The 13520-nt window shown below is 36.8% G+C and carries 20 protein-coding genes; 18 read left to right on the top strand and 2 right to left on the bottom strand.

Annotated features, from left to right (window positions below; genetic code table 11):
- Positions 1-5 precede the first annotated feature (5 nt).
- Entirely contained in the window at positions 6-281 is a 276-nt protein-coding gene (locus E0409_RS06570; protein WP_131289008.1) for a hypothetical protein, read from the bottom strand.
- A 299-nt stretch (positions 282-580) separates the two neighbouring features.
- Between E0409_RS06570 and E0409_RS06580 the strand changes: the two genes are divergently transcribed.
- The 16 genes from E0409_RS06580 to E0409_RS16705 all read left to right on the top strand — a co-directional run bounded on the left by E0409_RS06580 (position 581) and on the right by E0409_RS16705 (position 10913).
- Complete coding sequence (locus E0409_RS06580; RefSeq protein WP_131289012.1) at positions 581-1324, top strand: S24 family peptidase; 744 nt, start codon at positions 581-583, stop codon at positions 1322-1324.
- Positions 1325-1348: 24 nt separating this feature from the next.
- Positions 1349-1651 carry a hypothetical protein gene (locus E0409_RS06585; RefSeq protein WP_131289014.1) on the top strand — a complete coding sequence of 101 codons (303 nt, stop codon included), beginning with the start codon at positions 1349-1351 and terminating at the stop codon, positions 1649-1651.
- A 129-nt stretch (positions 1652-1780) separates the two neighbouring features.
- A complete protein-coding gene (locus tag E0409_RS06590; RefSeq protein WP_131289016.1) occupies positions 1781-1996 on the top strand; it encodes a hypothetical protein in 216 nt (71 codons plus the stop codon).
- Between the two features lie 119 nt (positions 1997-2115).
- Positions 2116-3927, top strand: coding sequence for an AAA family ATPase (locus tag E0409_RS06595; RefSeq protein WP_131289018.1), 1812 nt, complete (start codon positions 2116-2118; stop codon positions 3925-3927).
- Complete coding sequence (locus tag E0409_RS06600) at positions 3924-4805, top strand: DNA adenine methylase (RefSeq protein WP_131289020.1); 882 nt, start codon at positions 3924-3926, stop codon at positions 4803-4805. The genes E0409_RS06595 and E0409_RS06600 overlap by 4 nt, the downstream gene beginning before the upstream one ends.
- An 85-nt stretch (positions 4806-4890) precedes the next feature.
- Entirely contained in the window at positions 4891-5247 is a 357-nt protein-coding gene (locus tag E0409_RS06605; protein ID WP_131289022.1) for a hypothetical protein, read from the top strand.
- Positions 5248-5650: 403 nt separating this feature from the next.
- Entirely contained in the window at positions 5651-5932 is a 282-nt protein-coding gene (locus tag E0409_RS06610; RefSeq protein WP_131289024.1) for a hypothetical protein, read from the top strand.
- Positions 5932-6261, top strand: a complete 330-nt coding sequence (locus E0409_RS06615) for a hypothetical protein (RefSeq protein ID WP_131289026.1) — start codon at positions 5932-5934, stop codon at positions 6259-6261. Before E0409_RS06610 ends, E0409_RS06615 begins: the two co-directional genes overlap by 1 nt.
- Positions 6262-6272: 11 nt before the next feature.
- Positions 6273-7430 carry an ATP-binding protein gene (locus E0409_RS06620; protein ID WP_131289028.1) on the top strand — a complete coding sequence of 386 codons (1158 nt, stop codon included), beginning with the start codon at positions 6273-6275 and terminating at the stop codon, positions 7428-7430.
- Positions 7431-7432: 2 nt separating this feature from the next.
- Entirely contained in the window at positions 7433-8110 is a 678-nt protein-coding gene (locus E0409_RS06625; protein ID WP_131289083.1) for a 3'-5' exonuclease, read from the top strand.
- A gap of 5 nt (positions 8111-8115) precedes the next feature.
- Positions 8116-8298, top strand: a complete 183-nt coding sequence (locus E0409_RS06630; protein WP_131289030.1) for a hypothetical protein — start codon at positions 8116-8118, stop codon at positions 8296-8298.
- Entirely contained in the window at positions 8295-9665 is a 1371-nt protein-coding gene (locus tag E0409_RS06635; protein ID WP_131289032.1) for a hypothetical protein, read from the top strand. Before E0409_RS06630 ends, E0409_RS06635 begins: the two co-directional genes overlap by 4 nt.
- 142 nt (positions 9666-9807) lie before the next feature.
- Positions 9808-10260, top strand: a complete 453-nt coding sequence (locus tag E0409_RS06640) for a hypothetical protein (RefSeq protein WP_131289034.1) — start codon at positions 9808-9810, stop codon at positions 10258-10260.
- Positions 10253-10456, top strand: coding sequence for a hypothetical protein (locus E0409_RS06645; protein WP_131289036.1), 204 nt, complete (start codon positions 10253-10255; stop codon positions 10454-10456). The genes E0409_RS06640 and E0409_RS06645 overlap by 8 nt, the downstream gene beginning before the upstream one ends.
- Complete coding sequence (locus E0409_RS06650) at positions 10453-10692, top strand: hypothetical protein (protein WP_131289038.1); 240 nt, start codon at positions 10453-10455, stop codon at positions 10690-10692. Before E0409_RS06645 ends, E0409_RS06650 begins: the two co-directional genes overlap by 4 nt.
- Complete coding sequence (locus E0409_RS16705; protein ID WP_131289039.1) at positions 10692-10913, top strand: hypothetical protein; 222 nt, start codon at positions 10692-10694, stop codon at positions 10911-10913. The genes E0409_RS06650 and E0409_RS16705 overlap by 1 nt, the downstream gene beginning before the upstream one ends.
- On the opposite strand, the gene E0409_RS06660 is transcribed toward E0409_RS16705, so the two are convergent.
- Positions 10823-12124 carry a tyrosine-type recombinase/integrase gene (locus E0409_RS06660; protein ID WP_131289041.1) on the bottom strand — a complete coding sequence of 434 codons (1302 nt, stop codon included), beginning with the start codon at positions 12122-12124 and terminating at the stop codon, positions 10823-10825. The two genes, E0409_RS16705 and E0409_RS06660, sit on opposite strands and share 91 nt — an antisense overlap.
- A gap of 218 nt (positions 12125-12342) precedes the next feature.
- Here E0409_RS06660 and E0409_RS06665 point away from each other — a divergent pair, with 218 nt between their 5' ends.
- Both E0409_RS06665 and E0409_RS06670 read left to right on the top strand, forming a co-directional pair.
- Positions 12343-13017 (top strand): HAD-IA family hydrolase, encoded by a 675-nt coding sequence (locus E0409_RS06665; protein WP_131289043.1) that lies wholly within the window; start codon positions 12343-12345, stop codon positions 13015-13017.
- On the top strand, positions 13010-13450 hold the full coding sequence (locus tag E0409_RS06670) for an RNA-binding S4 domain-containing protein (RefSeq protein WP_131289045.1): 441 nt from the start codon (positions 13010-13012) through the stop codon (positions 13448-13450). The genes E0409_RS06665 and E0409_RS06670 overlap by 8 nt, the downstream gene beginning before the upstream one ends.
- Positions 13451-13520: the final 70 nt, after the last annotated feature.

Raw genomic sequence — 13520 nt, forward strand, 5'->3', positions numbered from 1 at the left:
GCCCGTCAGGCTTTTTCTTTGCCTAAATTTGCGTTAATCCCTTCCGATCCCTCTGGAAAGCTCACCTCAGTAGATATATCCCGCACTAAAGCTCTCAATCCCAAGCGCTCAAAGGATTTTGCTTGTAAATTAAGTACATGCCACTCACCTACGATTTCTTTTTCAAGGAGAAACGCTAGGTATTGAGCAAGGTCTTTACCCTTAATTTCAGCAAGTGTTTTAGCTCGCTCATGGATTTCCGGAGACAAACGAACATGTGTAGATTTCTTTTCAAGACTCATAAATTCACCTATGCAGTTAAAGCCTGTAGATTGGCCTTAACCTTCCCTTTTGTTTTTAATTGCAATAAAGCTTGGGTTTCTAGGGATATACCCTTGCTTCGCCATTTACTAACAGCACCCTTGGTATATCCGACCTTCTGAGCGAGCTCAGAATCGGTTTTAACTCCGTAATGAAGTTTTAGCTCGTCTACAGTCATGGTTTACCTTTATAAACTAATAGTTTCCATTAGTAAACCATAAGTTTATTCATATATCAAGGTGCTTGTTTACTATAGGAAACAAGAAATGAGGGATTTTGTATGACCACTATTAGCGACCGTATAATTCAAAGAATGAAAGAGCTTGGTCTTCGACAAACTGCAATAATTGAAGCAACAGGGGCCACAAAAGGGGCTGTATCCAAATGGGTGGCTGGAACAAATACACCTAAGGCAGAATTCTTGCCGGCATTAGCAGCTGTATTAAAAACATCTCAGAACTGGTTGCTTACAGGTGAAGAAGAAAAACTCTTCAATAATTTCAATATGCAAGAATTTATGAATAAGCATAATTTGACTAGCAAAGGTGATGTTTCATTTGATGTTGATGAAGCACATAAGCCAACTGTTATTGATTATGAAACAGAGAATGGGTTTATTTGGATTGATGTCGTGGAAGCTAATTTTTCTTGTGGTGTTGGTGAATCTGTAGAATTTCATTTTGATGTTATTAACGGGAAATTCCCATTTACACCGTCATTCTTTCAGAGGAAGCATGTTGATCCAAGCTGCATGAGAATCATTAAAGCCAAGGGTGATAGCATGACTGACTTTATTCATGATGGCGATCTAGTGGGTATTGATATTTCTAAAACTGAAATTGTAGATGGTGGAATTTATGCTGTTTATTTTGAGGGTGAAGGAATGATTAAGCAGATATTCAAGGAGGAAGGAGGAAAGCTCACCCTGCATAGCTTAAATTTAAAATATAGAGATCGTGAAGTATCAGAGCAAAACGGCTTAAATTTTAAAGTTATGGGTCGTCAATTTTGGCGAGCTGGATGAGAATACTCGCAGAAGGAAAACATAATGATTGCAACACTTAATAAATCCAAAACTGCTCTAACGATTAATCGTCAAGAATTTAAATTAGCATTAGATAAAATTGGCGCAGGAATTGATAAACAAATAGCCTCGCTTAAAAAAGCCAAACAAAGCTATGACGCTGCGGAAATGGCACGTGAGGTCATTAGTGAAGCAAATATCTTTGAAGCTATTATTGAAGGCTTTAACGAAGCAGAAGGCACTAATCTAAAGTTGACCGACATAACTAATATTGAGGCAGCACAAGGATGGTTAGATGAATTTTTAGAAAAGTATTCTGAGTTATAAACCCCCAAATCATTTTTTTGTTGGCTAGATAAATAAAACTGCGAACCCGACGCGACTTGAATTTATTTAGGCTGTATCGAGTTGTTTTAAAAGTAAATCACCCGTAATTTGAGTGCTGTGGTGTTATGAATGCAAACAATTGAAATAAATTCCCGCAAGATCAGCCGTGTGCTTTATCAATGGCTTTTATTAACAGTTGAGCTTAAGACAGGTGAAAAATTCATATACAGGCTTCTTGAAGCAAGTACGTTTACTAAGTTTATTGATGCGCCTGATAGGGATAAATTTTATAGAAACAACATAGAAGCCAATAAGGAATTTAAGAGAATTCAACTTTTTGGGTGATTGGATTTATGAAAAATCATCAGATCGGAAGTGGTTAATAGCTTATTAAAATGGTCCTTAAAATATAAGCTACCATTTGATTTATAAATTTTAAAATTAGTTATTTGAAGGGTGTTCTAGTGAAATTAAAAAAAGTTGTGTTTGGCAATTCTGGGTTTAGAAATTTAGTTGATTTAACCATAGATATAGCTCCGAGAATAACAGTTATTGCTGGGCACAATGGGATTGGAAAATCTACAATTTTAGGACTAATCGCAAATGGCTCTGAATATACAAATCATAAGACACTACTAAATAAAGCCTTTCGAGCAGACTTTAGTGAACTTTTTTTCTTAGATTATAATTATGATTTTGCAAATAGAAAGGAAGGGGCTTCTAGCGCAGACTTAGTATATGATATTAAAAATGTCGAAGTTATAAAAGAGTGCTCTGTCTCAGGCTCACATAAAAAATTAATACAGAAAAAAAATCTAAAGAAATTTATGGTAAAAGCTGATGAAAGTACTCTAACTGAAAATCAGCAATCTTATCTTAATGGCGAAAATTTATATATCTATAGAATGAGAGTTATACCGCGAATCAAAAATAAAATTGAGAAGGAATTTTTGGAAATTAATGAAATAGGTGGCGCTTCAAAAATTAAAATACCTACATTATATTTAGGAATGAGTCGAATTAGTCCCATTGGAGAGTTTGATTGGTCTGATATACAACACAAAATAACCACTATAGATCAAGAAAGTATTGATTTTATTTATGATTTTTTTAATTCAGTAATACCCTTTAATTTAGAATCAGAAAAAAATATATATACGCATTCTTTTTCGAACAATAACAATAAACAATCACTCGTTCCCGAGTTTGGGCATTCATCACTTTCAATATCCTTAGGGCAGGATTCTCTTAGCTCTCTTGCTACTGCATTAGCATCATTTAATAATTTAAAAAACAATTTAGGTGATGATTACAATGGGGGCATTTTAGTAATTGATGAAATAGAAGCAGGACTACACCCTAGAGCTCAGAAAAATTTAATTCGTACATTAAAAAATTTTGCAGATATTCTGAAACTTCAAATTATTGTAACCAGTCATTCATTGACAATAATAAAAGAAATCATAGATGAAAGTATTGCTAAGCAATATAGAGTAGACGATATAGTTTATCTAATCGACACCAATATACCTAAGGTTATGCAGAAATCATCTTACTTAAAAATTAAGAATGATATGCTTTTGGAATCTTCTAAAATTGCCGCTGCTAATTTAGAATCGGTTCCATTGCCAACTGAAGTTTATGTTTATTTTGAAGATTTAGAAGCTTTAGATTTTTTTAAGGGCATTCTTTCTAGTCAGAAAATAACAGATAATTTTAGCTATTTTGGAAATAAATTAAATTTTGTGCCAGCAAAACTAGGTTGTCATAATTTACTAGCAATGAATAAAACACCTCATTTTCAAAAATCTTTAATAATATTAGATGCAGATATGTATGATGGTAATAGCAAAAATATGAAGGAATCATTGTTAAGTGCTAACAATGTTGTTTTATTACCAGTTAATAATCAAAATTCTCAATATTTCGGCATGCCACCCGATAAAATAATTTACTCATATTTATTAGAGAAATTTATTAATATGAAATCTAATAGAGATTTTTGGCAAAATAAAACTCCCGACTTATTTAGTACTAATTATTATTTAGAAAATATTAAAGACTTAAATAAATTTTATACAAGTAATTACGTGCCTCTACCAACTACCGTTGACGATGTAAAAAAAATTGACCGAAAGGCAATGAAGAGTTGGTACAATGGTGTGCAGGAAGATCTCATAACAAATAATATCTTTTCTTTATGGGCTTCTGAAAATGAAGAAGAATGCGATATTTTTCTTTCAAATATTGTTTCAGCAAATAGTAGTATCAAATGAACTTCAATACCCCTCTTCGTTATCCCGGTGGAAAAGGTAAATTTGCTCCATTTGTTAAAGACTTAATGGAGGCTAATATTCTTACAGGTGACTATCTCGAACCATATGCGGGAGGGTCAGGCGTAGCTCTAGATTTGCTTTTTAATGGACATTGTAAAAACATTCATATAAATGACTTTGATATAGCTGTATTCAATTTTTGGAAATCTGTTACTGAAAACACTGAATGCTTTCTTAAGCTAGTAAATGACACACAAATTACTATTGATGAATGGCATAAGCAAAAAACTATCTTAGCGAAACCTGAAGATCATGATCAACTTGAACATGGATTTGCTACTTTTTTCTTAAACCGAACAAACCGTTCTGGAATTTTAAAAGGTGGTGTTATTGGTGGTAAGAACCAAAATGGCAACTATAAATTGGATGCGCGTTATCATAAAGAAAACCTGTCAAAAAGAATTGAAAAAATTGGTGAATATAAAGATCGTATCAAAGTTTACAATCTTGATGCTTTAGAGCTTTTAAACCAAGTAGACTCCTTATTACCCCCAGATTCACTTATCTATTTAGATCCTCCTTACTATGTTAAGGGCCAAGGTCTATATCGAAATTTCTACCTACATGACGATCATGTTCAAATTCGGAATGCATTGGATGAAGTGAAAACAAAATGGATTGTTTCTTATGATAACTGTCCTGAAATTAAAGAAATATATAGGGGTTATCGACAAGTTGATTATGCTTTAAATTATAGTGCCTACTACAAAGTTAAGGGTTCGGAGGTCATGATTTATTGTGATTCGATTGAGCCTGTAAGAATTCCAACAGCCAATACACAACCAGAATTAGATTTTAATATTGAATCAATATCTTAAATTATATTGCCCCACCCCAGCGGTGGGTTTTCTTTTATCAATTTTCCTTTATAATTCCTGATCAAATAACAATAAAACTTTAACCATGAAAACAAAAATTCTCACAACCACCCTATTTCTTATCATTCTTGCTGGCTGCGATAACCAATCAAAAGTAGCCGAAGTACCCAATTCAGAGGAAACAGACTCATCAATAGCAAACGTCCAATTTGAAAAATCTGATAAACGGATTAGTAGATTTCTAGATCAACTCGACGATCCCAACACCACACAAGAGGCTCGTATTCAGATCTTATGTAAAGACTACCCTGTAGAGTACAAAACCAATTACATGCCATCGCTATTGAGGCTATCACCAGGTGAATACACAGAAAGTACATTGATAAAGGATTTAGATATAGCATTGGATTACTATAAGAAAAAAGACAATATTCAGTGCTAAGTAAAACGAATTAATAGCCCATCCAGTGTGGGTTTTTTTTATATAAAATAAACAATAAAGGTGTATATAAAACAACCTTACCAACTATAATTTAACCTTGTGCCGTATTTACCTTAAATTATGATCACACTCATCTCCTTGTTAGTAGTTAATGTCACAGCAATCATTGCAACAGTAGTATTCATCAGCAAAAAATAAAGAATCTTTAAAAGAAAACCCATCCCTGTGATGGGTTTTCTTTTGTCTATTAAAGCATAAAAGTTTCCCAATATAAAAATAAGTTTCTTTTAATAAACTTTTTCATTGACAATAAAGTTTCCTTTGGTAAACTAAATCTCGTAAACAAACAAAAAGCACACCGACCTGAGAATCAAATGTGCTTTTGCTAACTAGCGAGGTAAGTATGAATCAAATCCCATCCCATAGTCAAACCCCTGAGTTTGACACTAACAAAAGTCAAACGACTTCTGTTTTGTTTCAGCATCCGACCGCTTCTGAAATGCGCCCTTCTTTTGGTGCTAAAGCTAAAGCAGTTTTCAAAGAAGTAATGGCTGTTTCTCTAATCGTTGGTACTGCTGCATCAACAGTAGTAACAGTCCGTAGTTGTTCAAACGAGGTAGATCGTCAAGAACAAGCTGCTCTTAAACACCAGTTGCAGTTTTCCGCTAATGGAGGGACTCGCTAATGACGACTTCTACTCAAAAATTCGCTGAATACCTTGGTGGCTATGAGCAAGACAGCATTTCTATGCGTCTTGGCCACACTGTTTATGTTGAACAAGGTAAAGACATCTTTGCTGAAGACCGTAAAACCGGTGAACTTCATAAAGTAACTCTGGAAGAACAAGTTGCTAAGCCTTGGATCCGCCAAAACTTCGACCGTGAACGCGCATTCCAACGTCGTAAAGCTTTAGCGATTGGTTTGCAAAGTACACATATTCCATCGTATGAGCGTAAAGCATTTAACCGTGCCAAAGGTACGCATGGTTGGTCTAACACACGTGGCTGGAACTAAGGGGAAATATCATGAGTTTAAATATTATTCCGGCTGATCAGGCTTTATTGGTCAAAGCAATCATTGTTTACCTTTACGCTGATCCAGGCTTGGGTAAAACATCAATTGGTTTCACTGGTGACAAAGCTATTTCATTCGACTTTGATAAAGGCTCGCATCGTACTGGTGAGCTTAGACGCGGTGCTGTGGTTCAAGTCAATCAATGGGCTGATGTTGCAAACTTAACTGCAAGTGATCTTGAACCATATAACACCATTGTTATTGATACCGTGGGTGCAATGCTTGAAAGCATTAAAACGCATCTCATGCTCAACAATACCAATAAACAGAAAGACGGTTCACTCAAATTAAAAGCCCAAGGCTTAGCAAACAATATCTTTAAGCAATACGTAAACAGCTTTATTGCTTCTGGAAAGGATGTGGTTTTTATTGCCCATGCATCTGAGGATCAGAGTGGCGATCAAGTGATTTATCGTCCTGATTTGGGTGGTAAGAATCGTAATGAGCTTTACCGTATTGCAGACATCATGGGTTATTTAACCACTGTAACTACCGGTGAAGGTAAAAATGCTCGTGTAATTAGCTTTAGTCCATGTCCTACGCATCATGCAAAAAATGCTGGTGATTTGGGTCTTAAGATTATCAACGACAAAGGTGTTGAGGTTCAGACGGGTGAAGTTTGGGTGCCAGATCTCAAGACTAATCCAAGTTTTTTGGCTGATCTAATAAAACAAGCCAAAGACCACATCAACACACTTACACCTGATCAGCTTGCAACTATGAAGGCTCAAGAAGATTTAGAGAACTGGGAACAAAGCTGCTCTGAAATCCAACACGCGGGTGATTTAACACAGCTCACTGAGTCATTAGATAAGTCACATATTTATTATCAATCTATGCGTCAAATCATGCTTAAAAAGGCGAAAGAACTAGGTTTCACTTTTGACATTAATTCCAGTCGCTGGATTAATCCTGCTGAATTTTTCGGTATTACCAATGTTCAACGCAATGAACTTCAAGAGCTACTTACTCAAGCAAATCTAGATGTTATGAGTTTCTGTGAGAATCAAGGTATTGACAGCCTAATGGCAATTGAAGCGGCAAAATTTAACGATGTGAAAGCTTACATCATCAACACAACTCAAGGACAGGGAGAAATAATCGCATGAGCATGAATGCAATTATTTTGGATACTGAAACAAACACAATTAACGGCTATCCAATTGAGGTCTCTTACTCTCCTTGCACTTTTGCGCAGGGGGTACTTGAGGTAAATCATGAGCAAAACTTTGATGAATATTTTTCATGCCCTGAACCGATCTCAATGGGTGCTATGGCAGTTCATCACATCCTTGAGGCTGACCTTGTTGGTAAACCAAGCTTTGATACTTTCCGCTTACCCGAAGGTGTGACTTATATCATTGGCCACAACATTGATTATGACATTCAAGCAATCAAATTGTGTGATTCATCAATCGATGTAAAAGGCATTTGTACCCTTGCCCTTTCACGCATGGTTTGGCCTGACATGGAAACTCACAATTTAAGCGCTTTGTACTACTTCATTATGGAAGACAAGGCCCTTGCACGCACTCATTTGCGAAAAGCTCATAACGCTAAATGGGATATCTATTTTACTGGTGTATTGCTTCAAGTGATTGTGGAAAAGTTAGGAATCAAAGATATCAACTCTCTTTTCCTTATGTCCGAAACCGCACGGATTCCTAAAAAGATCAGCTTTGGTAAACATAAAGGCACAGCCATTAAAGACCTAGAACCTAGCTATGTATCTTGGTTACTTCGCCAGGATGAATTGGATCCGTATCTTCGCAAAGCATTAAAAGGATAAGAATAATGAAAAAGTATGTTTGGTCATATAAAGCCACTGTTCACGGTGGCAAGGGGTTCATCAAAGGCCGTGTTGAAGCAGCTACTGGATTTGAAGCTGAACGCTTGGTGAAAGATGACAATTTAATGGTTGATTCGGTTGAAGTAAAACTCGTTCGTAATGCAAAAGTAAGTGAGGCGGTAGCATGAATATTTTAAATGGTAATGAAGCTTTTGCAGCAATGATGGCAGGTCGAAATATTCTGTGCCGTGCCGTTGGTGAATTAATTGAGTTTGATGATCTGGACCGTTTTCCTGCAACTATCTTTGCAACACCTGGCCATGAGTTCTGCATCAAGGTTGAAACTATTGAAGTAGCTGGTATTACGTTTACCAAGCCTTTAACACTTGATGATGTTAAAGAGGATATGGAAATCTTCTTAGTTTACCCTGATCATGTTGCGCACACTAAATACACCACATTGTGTAAAAAGTATTATGAGTGTGTGCGTAATGGTTTCGCCCAGGCGGATCAGGAAAATGCTGAATTGCAGCTACAAGCAATTGGTAAACTTTTTGGTCGGACTATTGCTTACCCTTTGACGATAGAAAGCCATATCAAAATTAAAAAGAAACGCTCAACTAAAACTAAGAATGATGCAGATCAGGCAAGTACACCATCTGATCCTGATACTGCTACCTCAAATGTTGTTGAAGAAAAGACATTTGAAAGTCAGCCAGATATTCAGATTACTGAACAAGGCCCTATTACTGCAGTAGAGGAAAGTTTGACAGAAGAATTTGTCGAAACCGATGCAGTGAAATTGGTCGATAAGTTCACAGCTCAACTCAATGAAGCTGAAACCGTAGATGCTGTCATGCAGATCCGTTATCAATTAAGTGCAAATGGACATATGGTTCGTGGACAAATCATTGAGCTGAACAAGCTGGGTGAAAAACGTATTGAAGCTTTAAATGTAAGTCAGGTAGTTGAAGTAGTGCCTACTGATCCAGACCCTGTTCAATTATCACAAACAGTTAAAAGTGAATACATGTTGGCCCTTACTGGAGCAACTCAACTAGAGGCTATTACTATCTTGGAAAACGAGATCAATAAAGATTCTCGCTTATTAGATAACCAAAGAGGGATTCTGAATACATACATTCAAACTCGTCGCAGAGTGATTAATGAGGCATCTAAATCTACGGAAAAAACAGTTCAAGTGAATGAAGATATTGTTCACCAGGAATTACTGGCTGATCTGCTTGATCGAGTGGCTAAAGCTGCTTCACCTGCAGAAGCGAATGCTCAAATCAAATATACAAAGTCTTGGACTCCGGAGCAACGTACACCACTCATAAGTGCAATCAATAAACGTTTGGTAGAACTCAATCCTCCAATTGCTCAACCATCACTTATGGTACGTATTCAAAGAGCTGAAAACCTTACTGAATTGGATGCCTTAGAAATTGATGTGTCGGCATGTGATGAAGAGATTCAACCACGATTAATGGAACTGGTTAACAAGCGTCGACTTGAGTTGGATCCGTTCAATATCGCACTTGAGGGATCTTAATGAATTTTAACTACTCCACTATCACCCGAACACTCACAGTGTTCGGGGCGAAGATGACCCATATATTTAGCAATGTAGGCATTGGTGAAATTGAAGATCTAATCACTGATGCAAAGTTTAAAGAAGCGACTTGGAGAGCGTGATGGATATTCAAAAAGAAGCTTTCGAATCAAATTTTAAGAAAACTGAAATTTATCGACGTGAATGCGCCATTCGCGGGAAAGACATTCTGGAATTTAGTAAAACAATGGGCGGTTATTTCAACATTGTGGCTAATGACGCTTGGAATATGTGGCAAGCAGCCAAAGCTCAAGCGGTGCTGGAAGGGTTTGTAGAGAAAACTGAATCCAATACCCACCACTACTTCAAGTTAAAAGATTGGGATGAGTGGACCTGTATTGATGGAATAAAAGATGCCATTACCAGTGACAATGACATTAATGCCATTGTTGAGATTGATTGCCTTGAAGTTATTGAAATAAGTAACAAGCCTTGCTTTGCATTGCTAGCCTTTGGAAAACGTCATGGTACAGAAGTTAAGTTTTTTGATACCAAAGAAGAAGCAATCGAAGCACAGGAGCCAGCCAATGACTGAAATACTCGAAATAGCAAAAGACTTTGCTGATGAGCTTGCTCCTTTTGTGATCTGTAAAACTGGCACAGTTAAAACGCTTACTGCTGAACAGGTATCGGCTATTTATCACATTGCTGTTGATTACTGGATGCGTAACGAGGAAGCAAGTGTTGATGTGAAGTTACCTTTTGAAGTGAGTTTGGGAGCGAAGTTATGATTGAGAGACCTGTTGTAAAAATTGGCGACACAATCAAGGCTCAATTTGAAAACTTTTTAGGTCAAGTAATTGTGGTGACTGGGGTTGTTCGACGTATTGATGGCCCAAACACAATTGCTGGTAATGATCTGGTTGACAGTGTTCCATTTTTTGTAAGTCTTGATGAGATTTTAGAAATTAATCACAAATCGATTTTATCGGGTTCGGTTATGAATAGTTTGAAGGAGGTGTCTTAATGGGATTATATATTTCGACTCCTGAGTTGTTGGAGCGGTACAGTATTTCCAAGGGTACTTTGATTAACTGGCGTAGTAGAAAGGATTTTCCTCAGCCTTTAATCAAAGCACACGGCAAATCAAGCAGTCGCTACGGAATCAAAGCTGTAGCATTATGGGAAGAGAGAAATGGATTGCTTGAGTCGCTTGATATACAGCCTTTAATGTCAAATCGCTCATAATTATCCAGTATAGCGCAAAGCTTATAAAACCACTTTTCATAAGCTTGCGCCTGATCACTTAAATATTCATGCAAGTCATAAGTTCCCCATACCGCAGGTAATCCATGCCCAAGCATAATTTCACAAATATGCGGTGGTGCAAGTTCTGAAATATGTGTTCGCATTGTTCTACGTAAATCGTGGGTTGACCACTGATCAATCTCAACATCAAATATCTTTTTAATGCTATTCCCGACATACATTGGAATTGTGGTCTGAAATCCCTTCTCTAGCCTGGTGTATTTCTTTCCTTTTAAATTAGGGAAAGCATATTCACAACTGTCTGGCGATAATGAAAATACATACTTTAAAAATGGCACAATTTGAGGAATGATGGGGCGAATAATTGGCTTGTGTGTTCTATCCCCCATCTTGTGATTTTCAGGTGGTATATACCAAATATTTTCCTGAAAGTCGAAGTCTGATTTTTTGGCTAATCGCAATTCTGAAACACGGCATCCAAAAAATAGAAGCATGATAATTATGGCTTTGTTTTTTGGTGACATGGCGTTATTTCTAAGTGATGCATGAACCACCCAAAATACTTCTTGTTCTGATAGGTAACGTGAGCGCTTTACCTTCTTAACATTTAGATCGGCAGCTTTCAAATGTTGGATAGGTTGATTATTCAGCTTGCCGTGAATACATCCCCACCGCATAATCAATTTTAAGTTACCTAGAATTTTTACTGCTACTGTCCTTGCATTTGTTACGATTGTGAATAACAACTCTGACCATTCTTGCAGAGATATATCATCACAAATACGTTTTCCGACACGTGGGTAAACATGGATTTCAAAGGCTCGGTAATCGTCCTTACATGCCACCTTATTGATACCAATCGTGTTAAACCAGGTATCACAAATCTCCTTTACAGTCGGCTGCTTTGCATAGTCATCTTCACGCTTAAGCTTTAACTGAAGTGGGTCCTTTCCTTGATCTAATTCGATTTTGTATTTCTGCACCAATATTCTGGCATCTTTTAAACTCATTAACGGATATGTACCAACATCTATGCGTTTGGCTTTTCCATTAAAGCGATACCGGTACTGAAATACCATTTTCCCCTTTGGTGATATGCGAACAGACAAGGCATCACGATCAGTCACCACTTCAACTTTATCGCGTACTTTACCGTTATTTGATTTCAACCATGAATCACTTAAAGACATGCTACGTATCATCCAATGCGCTATAATTTTCACATTCATGTACAAGACAAAAATATGTACACAGATTTGTACATAATTTTTCTTGAAACGTAAACAAATTTGTTGAACTTTGAAAATATTTAAAAAGCATTGATGAGTGCAAAAAATGAATATTTTCAGTGATTGTATGGTTTTTCTATGCGCCTTGTTGAACTTTGAAAAACATTGGAGATTATTGAATGGAAAGACCAATTATTATTTTTGATATGGATGGCACGCTCCTTGACCTTGCTTATGATGATTTCATCTGGAATCATCAACTTCCCATTCGCCATGCTGCCATGCACGGTTGCACGCTCGAACAAAGTACTGAATCGCTATTCCAGTTTTATCAAGAGCATAATCATACCCTAAATTGGTATTCAACCCGTTTCTGGAGTTCAAAAGTTGGCGTCGATACTCTTGCACTACAACATGAATTTAAACATAAGGTGGCTTTACGTTCTGGCTGTATAGAACTGCTCGATTATTTAAAAGCCAATGGTTATGCCTGCTGGATTGCAACCAATGCAGATTGCGAAGGTTTAAAGTTTAAACTTGAACACACCCAAATCGCTGATTATTTTGATGTGATTATCAGCAGTGAAAGCATTGGTTATGCCAAAGAATCGATCGAATTCTGGCAAAAGCTGCATGCCCTACATCCATTCCAAGAAAAATCCGCTTATTTTATCGATGACACAGAAAAAGTCCTGAAAGGTGCAGAAAAATTTGGTATTCAGAATTTAATTAGCATTGCACAGCCCTCATCTAAAGGAAATATACGGACTGAAAGTCCTTATCCTATTTTACAAGACTTGACCGATTTAATCGTCATGTTAGAACAAGCAGAGGATTTGAAAAAATATGCCTAATCCTTCTCAACAAAACACCGTTGAAAGTATGCGTGTAGATAAATGGCTGTGGGCGGCACGTTTTTTTAAAACACGTTCGATATCCAAAGCTGCGATTGAAGGCGGAAAAGTCCACCATAATGGTGAACGCGTTAAAGTTTCCAAAGAAGTTCGTATTGGAATGGAACTGACCATTCAACAAGGTTTTGAGCGAAAAACCATTGTGATTAAAGCTTTATCCGCGAATCGTGGTGCGGCACCCGCTGCCCAACTGCTGTATGAAGAAACAGAAGTGAGTATTGCAAAACGAGAGTTGCTTGCAACCCAAAGAAAGTTGCATAATCTAGCCCGACCTGAACATCGACCGAGTAAAAAAGATCGACGGCAAATCAGTAAATTTAAACAAGATAATGATCAACAATTTGACCAAGACTGGTCTTATAGTCATGATTAATTTAAGCGTCACATTCTGTCGCATTTGACTGAATTGATATAGAACATAAAGAATGAATCTGTCACTATAC

The sequence above is a fragment of the Acinetobacter sp. ANC 4862 genome (assembly GCF_004336635.1).
Lineage (GTDB): Bacteria > Pseudomonadota > Gammaproteobacteria > Pseudomonadales > Moraxellaceae > Acinetobacter.

Coding starts and splice junctions, on each gene's coding strand:
- E0409_RS06630 (WP_131289030.1), top strand. CDS start 8,116: ATGAAAAAGTATGTTTGGTCATATAAAGCCACTGTTCACGGTGGCAAG.
- E0409_RS06610 (WP_131289024.1), top strand. CDS start 5,651: ATGAATCAAATCCCATCCCATAGTCAAACCCCTGAGTTTGACACTAAC.
- E0409_RS06585 (WP_131289014.1), top strand. CDS start 1,349: ATGATTGCAACACTTAATAAATCCAAAACTGCTCTAACGATTAATCGT.
- E0409_RS06605 (WP_131289022.1), top strand. CDS start 4,891: ATGAAAACAAAAATTCTCACAACCACCCTATTTCTTATCATTCTTGCT.
- E0409_RS06650 (WP_131289038.1), top strand. CDS start 10,453: ATGATTGAGAGACCTGTTGTAAAAATTGGCGACACAATCAAGGCTCAA.
- E0409_RS06600 (WP_131289020.1), top strand. CDS start 3,924: ATGAACTTCAATACCCCTCTTCGTTATCCCGGTGGAAAAGGTAAATTT.
- E0409_RS06670 (WP_131289045.1), top strand. CDS start 13,010: ATGCCTAATCCTTCTCAACAAAACACCGTTGAAAGTATGCGTGTAGAT.
- E0409_RS06590 (WP_131289016.1), top strand. CDS start 1,781: ATGCAAACAATTGAAATAAATTCCCGCAAGATCAGCCGTGTGCTTTAT.
- E0409_RS06570 (WP_131289008.1), bottom strand. CDS start 281: ATGAGTCTTGAAAAGAAATCTACACATGTTCGTTTGTCTCCGGAAATC.
- E0409_RS06580 (WP_131289012.1), top strand. CDS start 581: ATGACCACTATTAGCGACCGTATAATTCAAAGAATGAAAGAGCTTGGT.
- E0409_RS06615 (WP_131289026.1), top strand. CDS start 5,932: ATGACGACTTCTACTCAAAAATTCGCTGAATACCTTGGTGGCTATGAG.
- E0409_RS06660 (WP_131289041.1), bottom strand. CDS start 12,124: ATGTCTTTAAGTGATTCATGGTTGAAATCAAATAACGGTAAAGTACGC.
- E0409_RS06665 (WP_131289043.1), top strand. CDS start 12,343: ATGGAAAGACCAATTATTATTTTTGATATGGATGGCACGCTCCTTGAC.
- E0409_RS06645 (WP_131289036.1), top strand. CDS start 10,253: ATGACTGAAATACTCGAAATAGCAAAAGACTTTGCTGATGAGCTTGCT.
- E0409_RS06635 (WP_131289032.1), top strand. CDS start 8,295: ATGAATATTTTAAATGGTAATGAAGCTTTTGCAGCAATGATGGCAGGT.
- E0409_RS06620 (WP_131289028.1), top strand. CDS start 6,273: ATGAGTTTAAATATTATTCCGGCTGATCAGGCTTTATTGGTCAAAGCA.
- E0409_RS16705 (WP_131289039.1), top strand. CDS start 10,692: ATGGGATTATATATTTCGACTCCTGAGTTGTTGGAGCGGTACAGTATT.
- E0409_RS06625 (WP_131289083.1), top strand. CDS start 7,433: ATGAATGCAATTATTTTGGATACTGAAACAAACACAATTAACGGCTAT.
- E0409_RS06640 (WP_131289034.1), top strand. CDS start 9,808: ATGGATATTCAAAAAGAAGCTTTCGAATCAAATTTTAAGAAAACTGAA.